Annotated in this window: 25 protein-coding genes and 1 other annotated feature; of the genes, 2 read left to right on the forward strand and 23 right to left on the reverse strand. The window is 49.0% G+C overall.

What is annotated here, in order from left to right; genetic code table 11:
* Positions 1-13: 13 nt before the first annotated feature.
* The 23 genes from K7G97_RS11740 to K7G97_RS11850 form a co-directional block, all read right to left on the reverse strand.
* The gene (locus K7G97_RS11740) at positions 14-1,288 is read right to left on the reverse strand and encodes a hemolysin family protein (protein WP_262415745.1); all 1,275 of its coding nucleotides are present in this window, start codon (positions 1,286-1,288) and stop codon (positions 14-16) included.
* Between the two features lie 53 nt (positions 1,289-1,341).
* A complete protein-coding gene (gene obgE, locus K7G97_RS11745; protein WP_214853046.1) occupies positions 1,342-2,637 on the reverse strand; it encodes a GTPase ObgE in 1,296 nt (431 codons plus the stop codon).
* Between the two features lie 15 nt (positions 2,638-2,652).
* Positions 2,653-3,135, reverse strand: a complete 483-nt coding sequence (locus K7G97_RS11750) for a Spo0B domain-containing protein (RefSeq protein WP_223040642.1) — start codon at positions 3,133-3,135, stop codon at positions 2,653-2,655.
* Positions 3,136-3,203: 68 nt separating this feature from the next.
* Entirely contained in the window at positions 3,204-3,482 is a 279-nt protein-coding gene (gene rpmA, locus K7G97_RS11755) for a 50S ribosomal protein L27 (RefSeq protein WP_012370976.1), read from the reverse strand.
* A 14-nt stretch (positions 3,483-3,496) separates the two neighbouring features.
* Positions 3,497-3,835 (reverse strand): ribosomal-processing cysteine protease Prp, encoded by a 339-nt coding sequence (locus K7G97_RS11760; protein WP_023468945.1) that lies wholly within the window; start codon positions 3,833-3,835, stop codon positions 3,497-3,499.
* A gap of 3 nt (positions 3,836-3,838) precedes the next feature.
* Positions 3,839-4,147 carry a 50S ribosomal protein L21 gene (gene rplU / locus K7G97_RS11765; RefSeq protein WP_012370978.1) on the reverse strand — a complete coding sequence of 103 codons (309 nt, stop codon included), beginning with the start codon at positions 4,145-4,147 and terminating at the stop codon, positions 3,839-3,841.
* A 15-nt stretch (positions 4,148-4,162) separates the two neighbouring features.
* Positions 4,163-4,232, reverse strand: a sequence feature (ribosomal protein L21 leader region).
* A 74-nt stretch (positions 4,233-4,306) separates the two neighbouring features.
* Positions 4,307-5,647, reverse strand: a complete 1,341-nt coding sequence (locus tag K7G97_RS11770) for a ribonuclease E/G (protein ID WP_223040643.1) — start codon at positions 5,645-5,647, stop codon at positions 4,307-4,309.
* 63 nt (positions 5,648-5,710) lie between these two features.
* Entirely contained in the window at positions 5,711-6,514 is an 804-nt protein-coding gene (minD, locus tag K7G97_RS11775) for a septum site-determining protein MinD (protein WP_029342255.1), read from the reverse strand.
* Between the two features lie 50 nt (positions 6,515-6,564).
* A complete protein-coding gene (locus K7G97_RS11780; RefSeq protein WP_035406484.1) occupies positions 6,565-7,239 on the reverse strand; it encodes a septum site-determining protein MinC in 675 nt (224 codons plus the stop codon).
* Positions 7,240-7,242: 3 nt separating this feature from the next.
* Complete coding sequence (mreD, locus tag K7G97_RS11785; RefSeq protein ID WP_023468949.1) at positions 7,243-7,746, reverse strand: rod shape-determining protein MreD; 504 nt, start codon at positions 7,744-7,746, stop codon at positions 7,243-7,245.
* A complete protein-coding gene (gene mreC / locus K7G97_RS11790; protein WP_215147335.1) occupies positions 7,739-8,623 on the reverse strand; it encodes a rod shape-determining protein MreC in 885 nt (294 codons plus the stop codon). The genes mreD and mreC overlap by 8 nt, the downstream gene beginning before the upstream one ends.
* A gap of 14 nt (positions 8,624-8,637) precedes the next feature.
* Positions 8,638-9,672 carry a rod shape-determining protein gene (locus K7G97_RS11795; protein WP_029342258.1) on the reverse strand — a complete coding sequence of 345 codons (1,035 nt, stop codon included), beginning with the start codon at positions 9,670-9,672 and terminating at the stop codon, positions 8,638-8,640.
* 162 nt (positions 9,673-9,834) lie between these two features.
* A complete protein-coding gene (gene radC, locus K7G97_RS11800) occupies positions 9,835-10,467 on the reverse strand; it encodes a RadC family protein (protein WP_050677672.1) in 633 nt (210 codons plus the stop codon).
* 46 nt (positions 10,468-10,513) lie between these two features.
* Complete coding sequence (locus K7G97_RS11805) at positions 10,514-11,089, reverse strand: Maf family protein (RefSeq protein ID WP_058703840.1); 576 nt, start codon at positions 11,087-11,089, stop codon at positions 10,514-10,516.
* 107 nt (positions 11,090-11,196) lie between these two features.
* Positions 11,197-11,919 carry a YfgM family protein gene (locus K7G97_RS11810; protein WP_223040644.1) on the reverse strand — a complete coding sequence of 241 codons (723 nt, stop codon included), beginning with the start codon at positions 11,917-11,919 and terminating at the stop codon, positions 11,197-11,199.
* Positions 11,916-13,643: a type IV pilus biogenesis protein PilM gene (locus K7G97_RS11815; protein WP_223040645.1), complete on the reverse strand. Its 1,728-nt coding sequence runs from the start codon at positions 13,641-13,643 to the stop codon at positions 11,916-11,918. The genes K7G97_RS11810 and K7G97_RS11815 overlap by 4 nt, the downstream gene beginning before the upstream one ends.
* An 18-nt stretch (positions 13,644-13,661) precedes the next feature.
* Positions 13,662-14,417, reverse strand: coding sequence for a prepilin peptidase (locus K7G97_RS11820; RefSeq protein ID WP_223040646.1), 756 nt, complete (start codon positions 14,415-14,417; stop codon positions 13,662-13,664).
* Positions 14,418-14,473: 56 nt separating this feature from the next.
* The gene (locus tag K7G97_RS11825; protein ID WP_223040647.1) at positions 14,474-14,989 is read right to left on the reverse strand and encodes a type II secretion system protein; all 516 of its coding nucleotides are present in this window, start codon (positions 14,987-14,989) and stop codon (positions 14,474-14,476) included.
* A 137-nt stretch (positions 14,990-15,126) separates the two neighbouring features.
* Entirely contained in the window at positions 15,127-16,344 is a 1,218-nt protein-coding gene (locus tag K7G97_RS11830; RefSeq protein ID WP_223040648.1) for a type II secretion system F family protein, read from the reverse strand.
* A 4-nt stretch (positions 16,345-16,348) separates the two neighbouring features.
* Positions 16,349-17,395 (reverse strand): type IV pilus twitching motility protein PilT, encoded by a 1,047-nt coding sequence (locus K7G97_RS11835; RefSeq protein ID WP_214771042.1) that lies wholly within the window; start codon positions 17,393-17,395, stop codon positions 16,349-16,351.
* Positions 17,392-19,056 (reverse strand): GspE/PulE family protein, encoded by a 1,665-nt coding sequence (locus K7G97_RS11840; protein ID WP_223040649.1) that lies wholly within the window; start codon positions 19,054-19,056, stop codon positions 17,392-17,394. The genes K7G97_RS11835 and K7G97_RS11840 overlap by 4 nt, the downstream gene beginning before the upstream one ends.
* An 8-nt stretch (positions 19,057-19,064) precedes the next feature.
* A complete protein-coding gene (locus tag K7G97_RS11845; protein ID WP_029342268.1) occupies positions 19,065-19,379 on the reverse strand; it encodes a hypothetical protein in 315 nt (104 codons plus the stop codon).
* A gap of 15 nt (positions 19,380-19,394) precedes the next feature.
* Complete coding sequence (locus K7G97_RS11850) at positions 19,395-20,756, reverse strand: G5 domain-containing protein (RefSeq protein ID WP_262415746.1); 1,362 nt, start codon at positions 20,754-20,756, stop codon at positions 19,395-19,397.
* 190 nt (positions 20,757-20,946) lie between these two features.
* On the opposite strand from K7G97_RS11850, the gene K7G97_RS11855 reads away from it, so the two are divergent.
* Both K7G97_RS11855 and K7G97_RS11860 read left to right on the forward strand, forming a co-directional pair.
* Positions 20,947-21,474: a prepilin-type N-terminal cleavage/methylation domain-containing protein gene (locus tag K7G97_RS11855; protein WP_223040650.1), complete on the forward strand. Its 528-nt coding sequence runs from the start codon at positions 20,947-20,949 to the stop codon at positions 21,472-21,474.
* Positions 21,437-22,057 carry a prepilin-type N-terminal cleavage/methylation domain-containing protein gene (locus K7G97_RS11860; RefSeq protein WP_029342271.1) on the forward strand — a complete coding sequence of 207 codons (621 nt, stop codon included), beginning with the start codon at positions 21,437-21,439 and terminating at the stop codon, positions 22,055-22,057. The genes K7G97_RS11855 and K7G97_RS11860 overlap by 38 nt, the downstream gene beginning before the upstream one ends.
* Position 22,058: the final 1 nt, after the last annotated feature.

Raw genomic sequence — 22,058 nt, forward strand, 5'->3', positions numbered from 1 at the left:
ATAAGCGGTTTTTTTATCGTTCAATCGGTTCAAGTCGTGTCTCCGGCATCGTAGATGGCGGATCGAACGTTGCTAAGACTTTGCGGACGCGTCGGTTTTCGATATGCAAGACGGTCAACGTGACACGTTCATAACGCATCGCCGTTCCGACGTCCGGTAATTGTCCGCTCTCCTCCATGATCCATCCCCCAAGTGACTGGGCGTCCGTGTCCGGCATCGTCAATTGAAATTGCTGACAGAAGTCTTCAATGTCATACTCCGCTAGACATTCGTATTTCTCTGGACCAATCCGTTTTGTATATTCTAACGATTCATCGTGTTCATCCCAAATCTCCCCAACGATTTCTTCTAAAATATCCTCAAGGGTGATCAGACCTGCCGTCCCTCCGAATTCATCAAGAACGACTGCCATATGGGACTGCTTGACTTTGAGTTCCGGCAATAAATCCATCAATCGTGTCTGTGGTACGACGAACGATACCGGTCGAATCCATTCTCGGATATCAACGGAGCCGTTCTTCACGTATGCACGCAGAAAGTCCCGCTCCGATAATACACCAATGACGTGATCAATCGAATCCTTATAGACCGGTAGACGAGAATAGCCGCCCTTCTGGACTTCTGCAAGGATGTCTTCGAGCCGCGCATCGATATCAATCGCTTGAATATCCATCCGTGGCGTCAACGCATCCTCGACCGTCGCATGTTGAAAATCAACTGCTTGATGAACGAGTTCTGCCTCTGCAAGCCCCATGATTCCCTCTTCCTGACTGATATCGACGAGTGCCTTGAGTTCCTGTTCGGTCACGAGCGGTCCTTTCGGATCCGCTCCAATCAACCGTAGCGCCAACTGGCGTAAGCGGAGTAACAGGAAGACAAGTGGTCGAAAGCACAGTAAGAAAAAACGCAGTGGACGTCCGATCAATAACACGTAACGTTCCGTATGTTCACGAGCATACGACTTCGGTATCAATTCTCCGAACAACAGCAACAGGAAAAACAGCGCAAGAAAGGCAACGGTTTGTATTGCGATCGTCTCGACGAACTGGATGATCCACCAGCCACCAAATAAGATAAACGCGATGTTGACGATCGTATTCCCAATCAATATCGAAGTCAGTGTCTCTTCGTAGCGTTGAAGTAAGCGGAATACACGGGACGCACGCGCGTCCCCTGCTTCCGATTGGTGCAACAACCGCAACCGATTGACACTTGCGAGTGCCGTCTCGGCTGAGGAAAAGAATGCGGATAAGACGAGAATCGGAATTAACCAAACGACTGAAATCATGGGCAATGGGTCCACGATGCTTTCACACTCCGTTTCCTAATGGAATGAACCGCTTAGAATGATGACTCGACGAATTCGAACTCGAAATCACGGATACGAACGACGTCGCCGTCGATTGCACCAAGACGACGTAACTCTTCGTCGACACCCATTTGACGCAGTGTCCGTGCGAAACGTTTAATCGATTCTTCACGCATGAAGTTCGTCATCGTGAAGAGTTTTTCGATGCGTGGTCCTTTGATGACGAAGCAATCGTCTTCATCTTTCGTAATCGTAAAGCCAGCTTCTGGTGCTTCGTAACCATAGACGACACGTGGTGTCGCTGTTTTCTCTTCGAGTTCCTCAAGACCGAATTCTGGTGTTGCGTCGACGAGGTCAGCGATTCGGAATAACAGATCGCGTAAACCTTGACGTGTTGCTGCTGAAATCTCGAATACTTCAAGCTCTGGGAAAGCTTCTTTGAAGGCTTCAAGATGTTCTGCCGCATCTGGCATGTCCATCTTGTTCGCGACGACGACTTGCGGACGTTCTGTTAAGCGGAGATTATAGTCCGCTAGTTCTTTATTGATGATGTTGTAGTCTTCGATTGGATCGCGACCTTCCATCCCACTCATGTCGATGACATGGACGATGACTTTCGTCCGCTCGACGTGACGGAGGAACTGGTGACCGAGTCCGACACCTTCACTTGCACCTTCGATCAATCCTGGCAAGTCAGCCATGACGAAACTACGGCTATCTTCCGTTTCGACGACACCGATGTTCGGTGTGATCGTCGTGAAGTGATACGCACCGATTTTCGGACGTGCTGCTGAAACGACAGATAATATCGTTGATTTTCCGACACTCGGGAAACCGACGAGACCAACGTCTGCTAGCATCTTCAGCTCAAGTTTCAAGTACTTCTCTTCTCCTGGCTCACCGTTTTCCGCGTGCTCAGGTGCTGGGTTGGCTGGTGTCGCAAAACGTGTATTTCCACGTCCGCCACGTCCGCCTTTTGCGACGATCGCTTGTTGTCCGTGATGGACGAGGTCAGCGATGACCGCATCCGTATCGTCATCGTAAACGACTGTGCCGGGTGGAACCTTGACGATTAGGTGCTCGGCTTTACGACCGTGCATCCCTTTTGACATACCGTTTTCACCTTGAACCGCTTTAAAGTGACGTTTGTAACGGAAGTCCATCAATGTCCGAAGCCCTTCGTCGACTTCGAGGACGACGTGTGCCCCGTGACCACCGTCACCGCCGGCAGGACCGCCGTCCGGAACGTATTTCTCACGACGGAACGCTACTTGCCCACGTCCTCCGTCACCTGCTTTTACATAAATATTTACCTGATCGACAAACATGTCGGATCCCTCCTCTTACTTCTCTTCCTCAAACGGAAGACTTTCAATCTCAATCACACACTCATTTTCCGTCTGCGACTCGATTTCCATCGGCGTCACTAGATCCTCAAGGCGCGACATATCTAGTAGATCCCGATAGATCTCGATGGTCACGCCCTCGTGGAAGGTCACGGATACTTCTCCTACTCCTACATCAATCATGGTGATGGCTGCTTCGACGAGTTGCTTCAGCCGCTCATCTTCCATGTGGGGTGCTCCGATGACATCATACGTCACAGTTTTGCCTGACCATTCAGCTTGCAGTAACGCCAGTGCGGTTTTCGGCAATCCGATTCGCGCTAGACGCCCTTCCCGAGATGCTTGCTCCCGGTACGCCGAACAGATCGACTCGACTGCTTGTTCGTCTCCGATCGCGCCATACGAACGGACGAGTTGTATCCGGTTCAACCACTCGTGACGAAGAGTCTTCAAAAGATCAAGTACCTGCTGTTCCTCCATCGGTCGTTCCCTCCTAAAAAAAACAGACCCTAACCCTCGAAAGTGGCTAGAGTCTGCTTCGTCGATCCTTATGCTGGGTAAACGCTGACTTGTTTCTTGTCGCGTCCGAGACGTTCGAAACGAACGACACCAGTTGCAGTTGCGAAAAGTGTATCATCGCCACCACGTCCGACGTTCATACCTGGGTGAATCTTCGTACCGCGTTGACGGTAGAGGATTGAACCAGCAGAAACAGTTTGACCGTCTGCACGTTTCGCCCCAAGGCGTTTCGATTGCGAGTCACGACCGTTCTTTGTCGAACCTACCCCTTTTTTCGATGCGAAGAACTGAAGATTAAGTTTCAACATGTGGAATCCACCTCCTATACTTGTTCAAGTTGGATAAACTCACCGTAACTTTCAGCGATGGTACCAAGTTGGACCAAAGTCGCTTCCAGTAACAATTGGGTGCGTTCACTGACATCCGGTGCTAAGTCAGCGTACGGTTCTACATAAAAGTAGCCACCCTCTTGTTGTTCTGCCATTTCAAGGAGCAGGACCTGCCCGAGTAATGCTTCTATGGCATTGTATGCCCCGAAGATCACCGACGAGACGCCGGCACAGACAAGGTCGAGACCTGGTTCTGCGAACTCGGCATGTCCTGTCACTTCGATGGAGCGGACGAGTTCCGCTTCATCTCGTCGAATCTTGACACGTATCATGGCTTACGCTTCGATTTTCTCGATGCGGACCTTCGTGTAAGGTTGACGGTGACCTTGCTTACGACGGTAGTTCTTTTTCGCTTTCATTTTGAAGACAGTGATCTTTTTCGCGCGAGCGTGTTTGATGACCGTTGCTACGACCTTCGCACCTTCTACGAGTGGAGCGCCGACTTTAACATCGTCACCACCAAGGATCAATACTTCACCAAATTCAACTGTGCTGTCGACGTCTGCGTTTAATTTCTCAACGTAGATTTCTTGGCCAGCTTCGACTTTGACTTGTTTACCACCAGTTTTGATAATTGCGTACATTACGTGCACCTCCTCTTAGGAACTCAGACTCGCCATCACGGGCAGCGGATGCTTTAAAACCCGGTCTGTGCGGTTGTAGTCATTTGGGTGCTTCCAAACGAACTAACGTTATTCAGAATACCAAACGTTCTTCCACCTTGTCAATGCTGTTCTGAAGGATTATTCCGATCGCTTGATGAAATCGAGACAGTCCTGTGACGACCCCGTGAACAGGACCGCTGGATCGCCTTCGAGCACATGGACTTCGAGCGGTTGACGAGAGATGAATTCGTCCTGCAACAGATGCCGTGGTGCACGAATCACGACTGCTTCCGCATAGGTCGCGATCTCAAGCAACTTCGGTTCAATCAAGCGATAGACACTCAATCGCGTCCACTGACCGGATTCCTGTGAGCGTTCCTGTAGCGATTTCCCGTGACGTTGTCGTGTCAGTTCGCATAAGCCCATCTTCGTAAACCCATAGACTTCGATTTGTTTCGTCTCGAGCGCTGCCCGTTCTTTGAGGAGTTGGGTCACCCGCGTCTGCCCTTTACTTGAGCCACGGAGGAAATCAATCGCAATCATGCCACTGATGTTGCGCAACCGTAATTGGCGCATGACTTCAACAGCAGCCGCTTCATTGATTTGATCAAACGTCCGCTTTTGTTCTTTGACCGAAATCGTCTTCCCACTGTTGACGTCGATGACAGTCATCGTCTCGACTTCTTCAATCAAGAGATATGCTCCCCCGTCAAGCCAGACGACCCGTTGCATCGCCTTCTCGATTGCTCCGTCGATTGCTTCCATCTCGGGTAAGCGTCCTTTTCGTAGCGATCGTTCAACGGACAGACCGAGCAGTTCGAGGCGTTCCTTTTCCTGACGCGTCATGACGAGCGCATCGGTAACGTGCGGAAGTCGTTTCGCTTCCTGGACGATCAGTGCCTCGTCTTGTTCAAGACGCGGCGCCTTCAAAAGTTCTTTATGTCGTGTCCGTAATGACTGCAATTCTTGCTTCAATTCGTCGATTGATGCTTTTGCCGCCTCTGTCCGGTAGAGAATCCCCTCTTCGTCCGTCGTCGTCAGTTGCTCCGCCAGTTGACGCTGAACGACGAGATCCAGCTTTCGACTGAAACGGATACGTCGACCGTACGGGAAATAGACGAGATAACGTCCACCATAGGTGATGTTCTGCGTAACCTTATGTTGCTTCGGTGCGACTCCTTCCTTGACGACCTGAACGAGCAACGTCTGTCCGACCTGGACGGCTTGCCCAATCGTCGGGACGTCCGGATAGCGACGAAGTGCTTCCACCGTTTCATTCAGCGGTAAGTAAAGCGGTGTACCGTCAGTCGCGATTAAAAAGGCTGCTCCGAGCGTCGGGTGCAACCGGTCGACCTTGGCATAGACGAAAGTGCCAACCCGGATCTCGTCACGCATCCGTTCATGATATTCAATCAATCGACCGCCTTCGACCAATGCTAATCGTTCAAGTGAAGCGGTCTGTTCACTAATCCATCGCATACTGATCCCTCCAAAAAAATTAGACTAGGCGCGACGATGTCGTCCTAGTCTAATTTCCCATTCTTATTTCATCCCAAGCATCTTCTTCAATTTAACGAAGAATCCTTTTTGTGGTTGTTCATTTAAATCAAGCAGTGGCACGGATTCTCCGAGAATCCGGCGGGCAATGTTCCGGTAGCCGAGTCCAGCCCGGTTATCCGGATTCATCGTCACCGGCACACCACGGTGGGAAGCGGCGATAACTTCTTCATCATCGATGATCAGACCAAGCAAATCAATCGAAAGGATACGCATGATTTCATCGATGTCGAGCATATCACCTGATGCCATCATGTGTGAACGCACCCGGTTAATGACGAGTTTCGGAACGATGTTACGTTCTGAGCGCTCGAGCATCCCGATGATCCGGTCCGCATCCTGAACGGCTGCTTTTTCCGGTGTCGTCACGACGACGGCTTCATCGGCTCCGGCGATTGCATTCATGAAGCCTTGTTCGATTCCGGCAGGGCAATCGATCAAGACGAAGTCGTATTCGAGTTTTAGTGTATCAATGATTGCCTTCACCTGTTCGGGTGTGACGGAGGACTTATCCTTTGATTGAGCAGCAGGCAACAGATACATCTCTTCAAAACGTTTATCGCGGACGAGTGCTTGGTGCAATTTACATTGCCCTGTCACGACGTCAACGATGTTATAGATACTCCGGTTATCAAGACCAAGCACGATATCCAGATTACGTAACCCGATATCCGTATCAACGAGACAAACGGAATGTCCCATCAATGCAAGTGCTGTTCCGATGTTTGCAGTCGTCGTTGTCTTTCCGACGCCACCTTTACCGGATGTGACGACGATGGCGCGTCCCATGTTCGTCTTCGCCTCCATATGTACCTGTTCTTTCACTTGTTCCATATCCGTCACCCTCTTTCACTATCAATCGCAAACTGATCCATCCGCGCTAGCGGAACGGTTTGAAGGCGGGAGAATTCCACCCCGTCTTCGCCTAAAAATGCACAACCCATATCGAGAGCAGGAATCGGTGCGTCGTCCGGCTCTTCGTGGACGGTACCAGCGACTGCGACCCACTTCGGTTGCAATACACTCGCAGCGATGACGGCTTCCGTATTGCCACCTTTACCTGCATGAACGGTACCACGTAAAGCACCGAGACAATAGATACTTCCTGTCGCATGGACGACCGCCCCCGGATTGATATCTCCGATGATGACGATCGAGCCTTCGACGTCTAATACGTGCCCACTGCGTGCCGTGCCACCGAAATAATGGAACGTTCGCTCTCCGTATAAGGCTTTTGCCTCATCTTTCGTGATGCACTCACTGTCATAGCCTTTGAAAGAGAAGGAATCATGTCGCGCGACGATAGATTCGACGGCCGTCAACACCCCTTCATCGACATAACGTCGACCGAAGAAGAAGGTGATCGGTACGGCGCGTCCGTTCTCGACGGATTTGTCCGCAAGCGTCAACTCTAAATCGTCAAGAAATTCATCCACACTGCACCTTTCATTCACATAGACGGCGAGGCCACCACGATGACCTTTCATCGTTACATAACGTTTACGCTCAATCATGACTCATCCTCTTTTCTCGTCAAGGGTCGACTGCACGAGTCGGGTCATCGGATAATACAGGATGATGATCCCGATCAGCTGCGCAACCAGACTCCTTGGAATGATCTGTGTCGCAAGTTCCTGGAAGGAGACTCCGACACCCACGACCGAAGCCGTGAAGAAATATATATCGAGCTCATACAAAATAGCACTGAACGTGAACGTGACAAGAATCGTCAATACGTTCTCCTTTACATATTTTAGCACGAAGCTACTAAAAAGCGGAATGGCGGATAACGCAAATAAGTAAATGCCGATGATATCCGAGTACACGAAATCATACAGCAATCCGAAAACGAGTCCGAATCCGAGTGCCTGTTCAAGTTTTCCGTACCGACCGAGGAACATCAAGCCGATCAATGTCGCATGGATGACGTACGGTGAACCGTCTCCGAGTGGTCCGGCGAACAACGTCCCTTCTAAGATAAAAAGAAGGAACACGGCGAAAAACAACTTAACGTTATTCACGAGTGTCCCCTCCCTTATCGGTCTCAGCGAAAGGTTCCTTCGCTTCGCGCTCAATCACGAAGACATGACCGAACTGTTCGAAGTCTGCTGCCGGTTTGACGTATGCGATTTTCGAAGCCCCATACTGATCGGATTTCACTTCCTCGATTTTTCCGATGACGATTCCGCTCGGATACTTTCCACCGAGACCGGACGTCGTGACGGTCTGCCCTTTTTTCAGCTTCGCATCATTCGGAATTTTCGTGAACTTGAGTAATTTCGTCTCTTCATCAAAGCCTTCGATCGTACCGAAGACCCCTTTTCCTTTCGTGTCGTCTGCCGTTGCCGAGACGTTATTCGTCCGACTTGTATCCGACATCAACTGCACGAGGGAAGTATAAGCACTCGCCTGGATGACGCGACCGATCAGTCCATCTGCTGTTACGACGGCCATGTTCGCCTTGACTCCTTTTTGTTCGCCGATATTAATCGTGACGAACCGTTGCCATTCGGACGATGTCCGACCGATCATCTCTGCCGGTAACAACTTATAATCGCGAATCGATCCGTTCAGGTCGAGCATGTCCTTCAATTCTTTATTCTCACGTTCAAGATCACGGACTTTGACGGCATTACCGGCATAGTCACTTAAGCGTGATTTCAAGTGTTCGTTCTCTTTGTACACGTCACGCACTTCTTTAATCGAAGTGACCGTATCATCAATCCAGCCAATCGGTGTCGCGAAAAGGCGTTGACCGACGCCCACGGTATCACGCACAAAGCTTTGATACCAGTGGGATTGGTTACGCCCTTGTAGCGAAATCCCGATCAAGATCACCAAAAGGAGAAAACTAAGGAGTGTGATGAGCAGTTTTCGATTATTTAAAAATCGCTTCATCGCTCATCCCGTCCTTATCTTTTTTGCGAGATGCCTGATTTCGAACGAAGAACATTCATCATCTCGAGTGATTTTCCTGTACCGATTGCGACACAATCGAGTGCATTTTCTGCAACGAGTGTCAAAATACGTGTTTCGTCTTCGATGACAGCGTCGAGGTTCTTCAAGAGTGCCCCACCGCCTGTCAAGACGATTCCGCGGTCCATGACGTCTGCTGATAATTCAGGAGGCGTCTGCTCAAGCGTGTGCTTGACACCTGCAAGAATCGCTTCAACTGTATCCGAGAGTGCGTCACAAATTTCCGCACTTGTGACTTCGATCTGTTTCGGAAGACCTGTGACAAGGTCACGTCCACGGATTTCCATCGTTTCGTTCTCTGACTCTTCATCGATGCGAGCGTAACCGATCGTCATTTTCAACGTCTCAGCTGTCCGCTCCCCGATCATCAAGTTGTACTTCGATTTGATGTAACGAATGATCGACTCATCCATCTCATCACCACCGACACGGATCGATTGGCTCGTGACGATACCACCGAGTGAGATGACAGCAACTTCTGTCGTACCACCACCGATATCAACGACCATCGAGCCTGTTGGTTCCGAAACCGGAAGACCAGCTCCGATTGCTGCTGCGAATGGTTCTTCGATCGTGTACGCTTCACGCGCACCTGCAAGTTTCGCTGCATCTTCGACCGCACGTTTTTCGACCGATGTGATACCACTTGGTACACAGATCATGACGTTCGTCTTAGAAGAGAACAAGCCTTTTTTCTTAGAAGCTTGATCCATGAAATATTTGATCATCGTAGCGGTTGTTTCATAATCCGCGATAACCCCGTCTTTCATCGGGCGTCGTGCAGTCACGTTACCCGGCGTACGACCGATCATGTTTTTTGCCGCGTTACCGACAGCTTCAATTTTCCCTGTATCCGTACGGAAGGCGACGACGGACGGTTCGCGGACGACGATTCCTTGCCCCTTTACATACACAAGCGTGTTAGCCGTACCTAAGTCAATGCCGATTTCACGGCTGAATGATCCAAACATTATTCAAAAAACCCCTCTCTGAGAATACACTTCACTAATTATAACGGAAAAGCCTTCATTGGAAAGCGTTAAAACGTTACAGCTTGTTTACAGTTCGCCTTAGAAAACACACAAAAAAACGTCTGACGGAAAGAATCGAAACTTTCCCTTCAGACGTTATTCTTACATAAATCCGCGCTGTTTCATACTAATAAATTGTCCATGCCCGATGATGATGTGGTCAAGACAACTGATTCCAATGAGCCGTCCTGCCTCAACAAGTCGCTCAGATACCTCGATATCTTCCCGACTCGGCGTCGGGTCACCGGACGGATGATTGTGGACGGCAATGAAGTTCGCAGCCGAGCAGCGAATCGCTTCTCGGAAGACGTCTCGGGGGTGGACGATCGACGTGTTCAATCCTCCAATGAATAACGTCTTTTTCGAGACGACCTCATTTTTCGTATTCAAATACAGGCAGATGAAATGTTCCTGCTGATAGAGACGCATCTCTTCTAACAACAGTTCGGCGGCGTCTTCCGGTGAACGGATCGTCGGTCGAACCCATTTCGGTTCCGTGACGAGACGCCGACCGAGTTCTAGTCCAGCCATGATTTGTAATGCCTTTGCCTTCCCGACCCCCGGCGCTTTTTCAAGCCCACCGACTCCCGCTGCCTCGAGTTCGATCAACGAAGGATAGATGTGCAGTAATTCTTCCGCGATTTCAAGTGGTGTCCGGTCGCGCGTGCCACTTCGGACGAGACACGCCAGCAACTCGACTGTCGTCGCTTGTGCCAAGCCTTTCAACTGAACCATATCCTTCGGCCATTCAATCACAGCATCCGACCTCTCTGTTTCAGGATTACGCAAACATCGGCTTGATGTCAAAGGACGCGAGACGTTTTGTGATCTCGTGGATCGGCAGTCCGACGACATTATAATAATCGCCTTCGATTGCCTCGACGAACAGACCACCCATCGCTTGGATGCCATAACCGCCCGCTTTATCATAGGGCTCGTTCGTCGCGATATAGCCTTCCATCCACTCGTCTGGTAATGCACCAAAACGGACGTGCGTCGTCACGTCGAACGTCTCTTCCTTCTCTCCGAAGCGAATCGTCACACCTGTCACGACTTCATGAGCACGTCCTGACAGACGCGCAAGCATCGCCCGCGCTTCAGAAATATCCGCTGGCTTCTCAAGAATCATGTCATCAATTGCGACGACCGTATCGGCAGCCAGAATGACACCATCTGCTGTAATCGCTCGCGCTTTCTTTTGTGATAGATGGCGGACGTATTCATGCGGTGACATCGGGTACGGCGCTTCTTCGACGACATTCGCTGGTACGACTTCATGAGGAATCCCGATTTGTTGTAGGAGTTCCGTCCGGCGTGGTGAAGCCGACGCGAGAATCAAGTGTGGTTGCGTTATCATCAGTATCACGTTCTTTCCCGTTAATTTCGAATCGGATAATTCGAGTCATCGTTTAGTCTAACAAAAAACAAGCGGTCCCTAACAGTCTAGGAACCACTTGTTTTATCTTAATTTCCTGTCACATCGACAAACGGATCCGACTTCGGTGTCTTCTCCTCGAGTGGGGGTTGTTTATCCGGCGTCAACTTCGTCAAATCCGGACGATAATACGATTCGATCTCGACTGTGAACGAGAGCATCTCATCCTCGAGTAGGACCGTTCCACTGCCCGGACCTGGTTCTTCCGGTCCTGACAACTGGATTTGGCGTAAGACCGTGATTCGGTCCGTCCGTTCGATTTGCTTCAGGAATGCCATTAATTCAACATACGACGGGGCTTCGACTGTTAGTGATGCCGGAAGCGGTGTTGCATTCGCAGTGACCGGTGCTACGGCAGTTGTTTCAGCCTGATCTGATTCCGTCGCCATCGCTCCGTCAACTGCAGGCGTTGATGTCACCGGTGACTGCGGTGCTGTCTCTGTCGCCTGACCAAACGTGATCGACTGGACTTTGACACCGGCAATCTGACTCGACGCATTGATCGCATCGATGACGTCATCGTTTGACGCCGTCACCGGAACTTTTTGCTGCAGGAAGCTCGATTCAGCGACGTCGACTTTCTGTTCGTTCGCTTTCGCTTGCTCGAGTACCATCTGTTCTCGCTTCAACGTCGCTTCTTTTTCTTGAAGCGTTTGATGCGTCGTATAGGTCGTATAACCGAAGTAACCAACCGCACCGAGGACGATCAAAATCGTTAGACCGAGGAGGATGAAGCTACTATAACGTTTCAATTGTCCGGCACCTCCTCGATTTCAGTCGTTACATTCGGATCAGTCGTATCGGTCTCAGGAGTCGCTTCCGTCGAGCTGTCCGTTTCCGATTCAGACGGCTGATCTTCTTTTGGTACTTCCGGATCAGCCTCGTTCGTCTCGCCTTTGACGACTTCCGTCGGGTTGACGTTTAACGAGAATTGTCCGATATAACGGGGTTCTTCTGATTTGGCATCGTCAGACGGTGTAATTTCCGTCGTCGGGACTTCTTGTCCGGTCGTCGGATCAACCGTCGTTGTCGTGACGACGTCTGCCTTTTCATTCATCGTTCGTGTCGTCACACTTGCAAGATTCGTTCCTGAGAAGACTTTATCCGTCAACAGCTCACGATAAAAATCGTTCAGTTCATCAAGCGTCTCGAATTGTGTCGTCATCGTCACGGCATGATCTGCCCCATAGGCGAATTGAAGAATGTAACCGCGTTCCGGGAGATAACGGGTAATCCGCTCAAGTGTTGGTACAGCAGGACGAGGCGTCGTTTCGAGTCCTTCGACCGTCTGTTTAAGTTGCGCGACTTCTTGTTTCGCTGATTGATCCGATTCCGACTGCAACTGACGGACGATCTGGATTTGATCGTTCGTCGATTCGACGCGGTCCGCGAATTGATCGGTTTGCCAGTAGAGATAACCACCGGCAAGTCCGCCGAACAATAAGAGGATCAATGAAGCGACGAGCGGATACTTCGGTGCTTCATCGTTTTCCGGTAACAAGTTGATGCGGTCTTTTCGCGGTGAAGCAAGACCAGCGAGTGGTAAGTATGCCCGTGGAATCGACTGTCCGTCGATTGTCATCATCTCTGGAATCTCATCAAGGTTTAAATCGAAGTTCGACCGGAAACGCGTCGCCAGTTCATCTCGAAACGGGAAGTCGCCGGCAAGGACGACGTTCGTGATTTCTCGTCCTTCCCGCGCGAGTGAAAAACGATAGAAATCGAGCACTCGTGAGAACTCGAGTAACATCTCGTCTAAGACAAGTTCGACTGTTGGATCATCTGAACGGTAACGGTAATGCAGTTGGTCGTCGATGACATCAACATCCCACGCGTCAGCCGCAAACGTATCAACGGAGCGAATCAGACGTGGGACGTGATCTTCGATGATGATCAGCTGATGGTTCGTCGCATTCGCATTCCAGATCAATAACGTATCAGCTTCCGTTGCGACTGGATGATGGGCTTCGATCCCGAAGTAGGTCGCAAGCGGCTGTGGTTCAGCTGCAACTAGTCGTAGGTGTTTTTGTTTGAACAGTTGCGTGTATTGCTTGAGTGCCTCGTTTGGCGCGGCATAGAGCATGATTTCCCGCTTGCCGTCTTCTTCCAGAACCGTGTAATCAAAATACGGTTCTTCAAACGGCAAGACGATACTATGTCCAATCTCCATGAATAAGTAACCGCGAATTTGATTCGTCTCGATCGTTTCCGGAATGTCGAGTTTCCGGGCGAGAACGAGTGAACCATCGAGCGCCAGCACCGCTTGCGAGCCACGCGGTACTTTCAGCTTCGTCAGTAACCCGTCAAAGATGAAATCAAGCGAGGCTTCCGGTTGCAACCAGCCCCCTTGCAGTGTTCCCGGCGGCAGCGCGACGACTGCCCGGCGCTTAATGACGCCTTTTTTGACGACTGCACCGAAAATTGCGACATCGGTGAAATTAAAGTAAATATATGTACCTTTACGCCGTTGCGCCATATGTACGTTCTTCCTTTCTTAAAGCAGCAAATCGAGGTACCACGATACCCAATCATCCGCAAAATAATATGTCAGTAATGTCCCGACGGCAATCGACGGAACGAAGGGAATTGGTTGTTTCCGTTTCACGCGTCCGAGTCCCATTAACGTTAACCCAAGAACGGAACCGACGAATGCCGAGACGAACAAGGCAATGACGACGTGAAGCGGTCCAAGGAAGATTCCGAGCAGTCCGAACAACTTGACATCCCCTGCCCCCATACCATGCCGGGAAGCAAGAAAGATGACGAATAATAGAACAAACCCGACGATTCCACCAATAATTGGATTATACCAGTTTTCGAGTGGAGAAAGGTAGCGCACAATCAAGGCAATCGGCAAAAAGATGAGCAAAATTTTATTCGGGATCAGCATGTAAGCCAAGTCCGACATCGTCAGGATAAACAGCAAGCTCGTCAGGACGAGTGTCAAGGCCAGTTCCATCGACCAGCCAAACTGCCAAAAGGCGTAGGCGTAAAGAATTCCTCCAAGTAATTCAAGCGCTGGATACTTGATTGAAATCGGTTGTCCGCAAGAGCGGCACTTCCCACCGAGCACAGCGTAACCGAGTACCGGTGTTAGTTCGAGCGGTCCAAGAACATGTCCACACGTTGGACAATGGGAGCGCGGATGAACGATCGACTCCCCGACCGGAACGCGCAGACCGACGACGTTCGTAAACGACGTGATGAGTAAGCCTAACAAGAAAAAATAAACCGTGAAGACGATCGTCATGACACGACCTCCCTTTCAAAAAAGTTCAGAAAAAAACCCCCAAAGAGGGGGGAGAATTAATCTACTTTAACTCCAGCTCGCTTTAAATCTTTTGGCTCAGCACCACTAAAGTAAGTATTGCCTTCTTTAGCACTTAAAAGAGTAACTTTATAAGTAAACTTACCTTGCTCTTCAGTTACAACTACATATGAAGAAGCATAATCTGCATCTGAGTTCAACGAATCTTTCATTTCATCGATGTACTTATCTAGTGTATCTTCATTAGCCTTTGCCTCTTCAGAATCTTTAGATGGGATTGCTTCTCCACCTTCTTTGATACCAAGTTTAATAGTTTGACCCGGTTGCATCGGATTTGCAGACGTATAAAGTTTTGCTGCTGCAACCAATTGCTTCGCATCCGAAACAACTGCATCTTTACGCGAGTTCTCGATCAATCCACCGATTGCGACGACAGCGATTGCTGCAATGATTCCTAAGATAACGACGACGACGAGTAACTCGATCAACGTCAGTCCGCGCTCATCGCGCATTTGTTTTGCATCTAACCAGATTTCTTTTAACCGTTCTACCATTTCATTATGCCTCCCTAGTACTTTTTGACTGTTCTTGGCTAGTAGGTAATACTATCCAGACGAATACTATTATAGTAGCACCATATTTTTTGTAGATTATGTCTTTTTTTCACAACAGGTAAATGTTTTTACAATTGTCAACTTGCTTGAATATCCGAGTAAATTTTAAACATCGGTACGACGACAGCAATGACAATGACACCAACGATTGCTGCTAAGACAACGATCAAGAGTGGCTCAATAATCGACTTTAATCGGTCCGTTGTTGTCTCAACTTCCGTCTCATAAAAGTTCGCGACTTCTGTCAACATCGTATCAAGACGTCCTGACTCTTCCCCAATCGCAATCATCTGCGTGACAAGAGGTGGAAAATATTTGTTTTTCTCAAGTGGCTCATGCATCGGAATTCCGCGTGACATCGCTTCATTGGCACCGGCGATCCCCTTTCGGATGATCCGATTCGTGACGATCCGTTCCGTAATGTCGAGCGATGCCAAGATCGGGACCGAAGCGTTCAACAATACCGATAGTCCACGCGTCATCAAGGCGATTTGCGATTTTTGAATCAATGGACCAAAGACTGGAATCATCAACAAGAAGCGATCAAAGAATACACGTTGCCGTTCGTTTTTTAAATTGAAATACAGTAAGCCAATCAATCCGAATGCAATCAGTAATAGTACCCACCAATAAGCGACGAAGAAGTCGGATACGGCGACGACGAGCTTGGTGATCAATGGTAGTTCACTCCCGAGCTGATCGAAAATCGACGCAAACGTCGGCACGACGTTCATCATCAAGAAGACGACGACGCCAACGGCAACAAGTGAGACGACCGCTGGGTAGATCAATGCCGAGATGACCTTCCGTTTGATTTCATATTGTTTTTCAAGTTGAGTGACGATGTTATCAAGCGCTTCCTCAAGATTACCACTCGCTTCTCCCGCCATTGCCATACTGACGAAGAACGTATCAAAGACACGTGGGTGTTTTTCGATTGCTTGCGAAAACTGAATCCCACTCCGTAAGTCATCCTCGACCTCAACAAGTGCCCGTTCAAGTGGTTTCGACTCTGTCTGTTTGCGGAGAATTTCTGTCGCCTTGACGATCGAAACACCGGAACGCACGAGTGTCGCGAACTGGCGCGCATACATGACGAGATGTTCGATTTTTGGTTTTGCACTGAGAAACGTAATCTCAGTGTTCAACCCTTTCGATTCTTGTTTTTCAAGCGAAGTCACAGCAATCTGATCCGTCCGCAATCGTTCTGCGGCTTCTCGTTTCGTTAGTGCTGTAATCTTGCCTTTCTTTCGTTTGCCGGCAATCGTCCGACCTTCATAAATGAATACTGCCATGTGTTCACCCCGATATGTACGGTGATGCAGCAGAAGCCGGAATCAATCCCCGACTGACGAGATCCTGCAATGCCATCTGCATCGTCTGCATGCCGTATTGTTTACCCGTCTGCAGGACGGATTGAATCTGATATTCCTTACCGGTCCGAATCAAGTTCGAGACAGCTGGTGTATCGACCATGATCTCAAGGGCTGCGACGCGTCCTGTTCCATCCGAACGCGGCATCAGGCGTTGCGAGACGACACCCGCGAGAACGTTCGCCAGTTGCGCCCGAATCTGGTCTTGTTGCTCTGAAGGAAAGACATCGATGATCCGGCTGACAGTCGAGGCAGCCGTTGACGTATGGACGGTCGCGAAGACAAGGTGACCTGTCTCTGCTGCTGTCACAGCTGTCGCGATCGTTTCAAGGTCTCGCATCTCTCCAAGCAAAATGACATCCGGATCTTGACGGAGTGCTGACCGTAACCCGGTCGCGAAACGTGGCGCATCAATCCCGATTTCCCGCTGATCAATCAGGCTTTTATGATGACTATGTAAATACTCAATCGGATCCTCCAGCGTAATGATCCGTTTATACATCGTCTGATTAATTTCATTGATCATCGCTGCAAGCGTCGTCGATTTCCCGGAACCCGTCGGACCCGTCACGAGAATCAAGCCGTGTGGTTTCGTTAAGAATCGTTTTAAGACAGGCGGTAACGCTAATTGCTCAAGCGTCGGCACCTCGGTCGGAATCGTCCGAAACGCCATCGACAAAGCGCCCCGTTGGTAAAAACAGTTGACCCGGTACCGAGCGACACCGGTCACACCGAACGAAAAGTCGATATCCCGGTCCTGCTTCAGCTGTAGGTACATCTCTTCCGTGATCAGTGACTGCACAAAACCATCAATGATGATTGGTTTCATCTTTTCAGTCCCAAACGGTGTCAACGTTCCGTTGATTCGAAAGACGGGTGGTGATCCCGCCGTCAAGTGAACATCGGACGCTCCTCGTTCTTTTGATGAGCGTAAAATATCTTCGATTTGTGCCCGTTCCATCGTACTGTTCATTCTGAAATCACCGTCCGTAAAATCTCTTCTGTCGTCGTAATTCCGTCCGCGACCTTTGATAGACCATCTGCAAGCAGGAATCGTTGACCTTGTTCCTTGACGTACGCTGTGATATCACTTTCCGTCGATTGGTTCATGATCATCCGGCGCAACACTTCGTCGACCATGATGACCTCTTGAATCGCAACCCGTCCACGGTAACCCGTCATATTACAAGACGAGCAACCACGTCCACGCATCACCGTCGTCGCTTCGATTCCCTCTTGATCAAATAACTCTTGTTCTCGTTTCGAAATCGGATGGACTTCGCCACAATCACGGCAGACACGGCGAACAAGTCGTTGCGCAATCAATCCACTGACAGAAGCAGCAACAAGGAACGGTTCGACCCCCATGTCAATCAATCGCGTGATCGAACTAACGGCAGAATTCGTATGCAAAGTCGAAAGAACCAAGTGTCCTGTCAGCGAAGCACGAATCGAAATCTCAGCCGTCTCGATGTCGCGAATCTCCCCGACCATGACGACGTTCGGATCCTGACGAAGGATCGAGCGAAGACCACTCGCAAACGTCAATCCAATCTTCGCATTGACTTGGACCTGATTAATCCCATCGACCTGGTACTCGACCGGATCTTCAACAGTGATGATGTTGCGTGACTCGTCGTTCAGCTCATTTAACGCAGCATACAACGTCGATGATTTCCCGGAACCGGTCGGACCGGTGATTAAGATGATGCCGTTCGGGCGCTTCAGCATCTCTCGGAACTGTGATTCATTCCGCGAACTAAAACCGATTTTTGAAATCGAGATGTTCGAGTTCGAGCTGTCAAGAATCCGGATAACGACCTTCTCACCGTAAACAGTCGGCAAGGTCGAGACACGGAAATCATATGGTAATCCGTTAAAGACATATTTAATTCGTCCATCCTGTGGCAAGCGTGACTCGGTGATATCCAGTTCACTCATAACTTTGATCCGGGTCGTCAGAATGCTTTGGATCTGCTTCGGATAATTGTTCTCCGTTCGTAGTTCTCCATCAATCCGAATCCGGATCGTCATCGACGTTTCCTGCGGATCCATATGAATATCGGATGCACGCTGGGCAATCGCGTTCTCTAGAATTTGATTGACGAGCCGGATGATGGGTGCATCTTCACGCGTCACGACATCACGGGATTGATCCGACTCCATCATGTCGTCGGATTCGAGTAGCTCCCGTAACGACGAATCAATATCATAGTATTTCAGGATTGTTCGTCTGATTTCGTCACGCGTCGCGATTCCGACATCAATGGATAGACCGGTTTGCATCCGCAAATCGTCAATCGCGATCAAGTCCATCGGATCCGCCATGGCGATGAATAGACGATTTCCTTCCCGGTAGACCGGGACGAGCGTATGTCGCTGTGCGAGGTCTTTTGAAATCAGTTTCGTGACAGCGACGTCAACTGGATAGTTGTACAGCTGGATGATTGGAATCTTCAATTGATGGTGTAGCGCCTCTAGTAATTGTTGTTCCGTCAAGTGACCAAGTCGAAGGAGTGCATCCCCGAGTTTTTCGGTCGACCGTTTGATCGTCAACGCCTCTTCGACTTGTTGCTCCGTCACGAGGCTTTCTTCGATCAACATTTCCCCTAAACGTTTTCGTTTCATTGCCATTTAACGTGTCATCCTTCCGCGTGCCATGTTTCTTCTTCCTCTAACACATCCGGTTTTTGATGTTTTTCATCCATTACACTCGTCACTGCTGCCGTCAACAGACACAAGACGACAATTCCGACGAGAACGAGTGGGTTCGTAATCCAGTCGAGCTGGATGCTAAAGTAGATCAACGTCACGATCAAGATCGCCGCAACGGATAAAATCGCTTTTGTCGTCACAGTCGTCACGTAAGGGATCGTCACCGCAAACATCAGACCGCAGATGATTGTCGCTAGACCGATGATGATGCCGAGTTCAATTGCTATCGTCGTCCAGTTCATCTTGTTTCCTCCTTCTTATCCGACAGGTTCTCCTGTTGTTTCACCTTCTACTGGTGAAGCAGGATCACCCGTTTCGTTACTATCAGGTGTATCAGGTGACGTCGGACTTGTCGGAGATGTTGGTGTATCTGGCGTCTCGACGCCATCTGTCTGCGGTTCATCCGTCGTTTGGTCATTATTTGTATCCGTTGAATCATTGGAATCATTCGTATCCGTCGAATCATCGGAGTTCGTGTCATCTTCCGGTTCAGGTACGACGACTGGTGCTTGCTCTTCTTGACTACTCTTTGTCACGATTGCTGGGATGGCTGCGTAAAAATCAAGAGACAATAACTGCTTTTTCTCCCCTTGAGCCGTCTTCGTCACGCGATAGACTTCAATCGATTTCCCTTCTTCTCCCGCTTGTGTATCGCTTGTCGTTCCTGCTGTAAGCGTTGCAGAATAACGTGTGATCGTCCGGAATGGAATCGTTTTTTCGCCTTCAAGAACGGTCGTGACCGTTTCCTTGAACGGTGTGCCTCGCAATTCAAGCGTGACATCGCTTCCGTTTTGGGTCGCAATGACACGATAGATGGATGCTTGTGTATTACGAACAGCAAAATCTGTTTTTTCGTCAATTTTGACATCGTATCCCAATGTGATGCCGTCTGGTAATGCCGCATGCGGCATCCGTTCGACGATTTCAAATGGTGTCTTTGCGAACAGTTCGTATAACTTGCTACCGACATACGATCCTGCGACTGCATCCATACCGTACGTCTTGACATTCATCAATTGTCCCGGCTTGATTTCCACATTCATCATTGCCGTGATCATCTGTTCTTCAGCAGCAGAACGCGTCGAGAACGAAACCGTTGAAACGACCTCCCCTGTTGGATCGACTGCAGCTTCCGATTGAGCAGGATCAAAGTTCCCTTCCTGTAATGTTTTGCTCGTATCGATTAACCATGTCTTAAAGGCAACGAGTTGCTCATCCGAGTAACTGATTGGCTGTGTCGCTAAAAAATTCTCAAGCGCTGCCTCGTCTACTGCAACCATCAAGTCTCCACCTTTTTTCAGAGAAGCTTTTTGAACAGAATCAGCGGCGTTGATCGTCACGACTTCTGTTGGAATCGGTGTCGTCTCTTCTCCCGTTCCAGTCGTCAGCGGCGTTTTTTTTGTCCACTCCGTAATCGCTTTCTCAACTTTCGATTGTGCTTCCTTTCGATCCATGCCACTGACTGGAACCGATCCAATCCGTGCTGTCTCAGAAAACGTCGTGGGTGCCGTTGCTTTACCGGTAAAGGAAATCAAGGCAAACGATGGTACGTAAATCAGGGCTACCAGTACAAGTAGCAAAAGTGTATGTATAGCAAAACGCTTCGGATTAATCATCATCTGTTTCCTTTCTGTATGAATTTAATCATTTCAGGTGCCTAGTATTTCCATTATAATGAATATTATGATGAAACATAAGTCCTATCCTGACAAATCCTTTCATGATCTGTGAATAGGTGCTGTTTTTGATTTTCTAGAAAAATCAATTAGGATCTTTCATCCTCATCTATCATGAAGTAGAGGTGAATCCATGCAACGCGAGCAAGGCGGTTTTTCGCTAATCGAAGTATTAGTCAGTATTACGATCTTATCTATCATATCGGTCTCTCTGATCAGCATTTTTTCTCAGTCACTAGCTGCCTCACGCGACAGTACGGAGTTGACGTTTGCGAATTATTTGGCCAAAAACGCAACCTCTTATATCAAGCGGGAAGCTTTAGAAGCGACAAGTGACGAACCCTTCTCCTTCAGTTCTTTATCAAAACAGGCAGACAAAGCGACTTATCTGAATGGAAAATATGTCATTCCAGAGCCTACGTCTCCTTCTTGTGAACTATCGGCTATTTGCTCATCAATCTTTACTAATCCTGAAATCAATAATATTGCCTTTGAAGTCAAATACAGTGTGACTCCTCGGAAACTCGAAGGAGTCGTTAATCCGAATCTTCTTGACCTCCATGTATTCGTCTACATAGAAGGAACTACTGAACCGATTACATCATTGAAAGGATCGATTACGAATGCGACGCTCAATCAAAGTTTTCCGACAACAAAATGACGGCTTCTCGCTCGTCGAACTACTCGTCGCCATCGTTATCGCCTCGATTTTCAGTGCTGTGATCCTGACTGTGTTCATCTCTGGTACGAAAAGCTTTCGGGCAACAGGAATCATCAGTGAACTGCGTAGTGAAGCTGATAGCCGCGTCGGTATCATATTAAATGAAATCGGTGGATTTGATGCAATCCGGATCGATGAAGCAAAACAGCTATCGTTTTATAAAAGAACACTCCCTGTTTTGAATGCCGACACTGGGTTACTTGAGCGTGCCAGTGGATTTGAACCTTTTAACGCAACAGAAGAAGCATCTTCTTCAGAGAAGGAAGTGACACCCGTTCGTTATACGTTCGCAGAACAAACTTTAGACAGCACCGAACTAACATACGAATCGACACCACAGTCGATCGACGACCAAACGGAATTACTTCAAACGTTCAAGTTATCGAGTCCCGAGTATCAAACCATTACATCAGGAACATATCCGGGGCGCTATGTCATTCACGGTATTTTAACGATTACAACTACAATTCAATCGACAGATCAAGAAGAAGTCCAGACCTTCACGAGTACGATTGGATTTTAAC

The organism is Exiguobacterium acetylicum, from assembly GCF_019890935.1.
GTDB lineage: Bacteria > Bacillota > Bacilli > Exiguobacteriales > Exiguobacteriaceae > Exiguobacterium_A > Exiguobacterium_A abrahamii.

Bases quoted from the DNA above. Each gene is read 5' to 3' on its own strand.
- rplU (WP_012370978.1), bottom strand. From the start codon at position 4,147: ATGTACGCAATTATCAAAACTGGTGGTAAACAAGTCAAAGTCGAAGCT.
- K7G97_RS11815 (WP_223040645.1), bottom strand. From the start codon at position 13,643: ATGGCGCAACGGCGTAAAGGTACATATATTTACTTTAATTTCACCGAT.
- K7G97_RS11860 (WP_029342271.1), top strand. From the start codon at position 21,437: ATGCGACGCTCAATCAAAGTTTTCCGACAACAAAATGACGGCTTCTCG.
- K7G97_RS11825 (WP_223040647.1), bottom strand. From the start codon at position 14,989: ATGGTAGAACGGTTAAAAGAAATCTGGTTAGATGCAAAACAAATGCGC.
- K7G97_RS11850 (WP_262415746.1), bottom strand. From the start codon at position 20,756: ATGATGATTAATCCGAAGCGTTTTGCTATACATACACTTTTGCTACTT.
- K7G97_RS11750 (WP_223040642.1), bottom strand. From the start codon at position 3,135: ATGGAGGAACAGCAGGTACTTGATCTTTTGAAGACTCTTCGTCACGAG.
- radC (WP_050677672.1), bottom strand. From the start codon at position 10,467: ATGGTTCAGTTGAAAGGCTTGGCACAAGCGACGACAGTCGAGTTGCTG.
- K7G97_RS11760 (WP_023468945.1), bottom strand. From the start codon at position 3,835: ATGATACGTGTCAAGATTCGACGAGATGAAGCGGAACTCGTCCGCTCC.
- K7G97_RS11830 (WP_223040648.1), bottom strand. From the start codon at position 16,344: ATGGCAGTATTCATTTATGAAGGTCGGACGATTGCCGGCAAACGAAAG.
- K7G97_RS11855 (WP_223040650.1), top strand. From the start codon at position 20,947: ATGCAACGCGAGCAAGGCGGTTTTTCGCTAATCGAAGTATTAGTCAGT.
- mreC (WP_215147335.1), bottom strand. From the start codon at position 8,623: ATGAAGCGATTTTTAAATAATCGAAAACTGCTCATCACACTCCTTAGT.
- K7G97_RS11805 (WP_058703840.1), bottom strand. From the start codon at position 11,089: ATGATAACGCAACCACACTTGATTCTCGCGTCGGCTTCACCACGCCGG.
- K7G97_RS11820 (WP_223040646.1), bottom strand. From the start codon at position 14,417: ATGACGATCGTCTTCACGGTTTATTTTTTCTTGTTAGGCTTACTCATC.
- K7G97_RS11795 (WP_029342258.1), bottom strand. From the start codon at position 9,672: ATGTTTGGATCATTCAGCCGTGAAATCGGCATTGACTTAGGTACGGCT.
- K7G97_RS11845 (WP_029342268.1), bottom strand. From the start codon at position 19,379: ATGAACTGGACGACGATAGCAATTGAACTCGGCATCATCATCGGTCTA.
- K7G97_RS11770 (WP_223040643.1), bottom strand. From the start codon at position 5,647: ATGCGATGGATTAGTGAACAGACCGCTTCACTTGAACGATTAGCATTG.
- K7G97_RS11835 (WP_214771042.1), bottom strand. From the start codon at position 17,395: ATGAACAGTACGATGGAACGGGCACAAATCGAAGATATTTTACGCTCA.
- K7G97_RS11840 (WP_223040649.1), bottom strand. From the start codon at position 19,056: ATGGCAATGAAACGAAAACGTTTAGGGGAAATGTTGATCGAAGAAAGC.
- rpmA (WP_012370976.1), bottom strand. From the start codon at position 3,482: ATGTTGAAACTTAATCTTCAGTTCTTCGCATCGAAAAAAGGGGTAGGT.
- K7G97_RS11780 (WP_035406484.1), bottom strand. From the start codon at position 7,239: ATGATTGAGCGTAAACGTTATGTAACGATGAAAGGTCATCGTGGTGGC.
- minD (WP_029342255.1), bottom strand. From the start codon at position 6,514: ATGGGACGCGCCATCGTCGTCACATCCGGTAAAGGTGGCGTCGGAAAG.
- K7G97_RS11740 (WP_262415745.1), bottom strand. From the start codon at position 1,288: ATGATTTCAGTCGTTTGGTTAATTCCGATTCTCGTCTTATCCGCATTC.
- obgE (WP_214853046.1), bottom strand. From the start codon at position 2,637: ATGTTTGTCGATCAGGTAAATATTTATGTAAAAGCAGGTGACGGAGGA.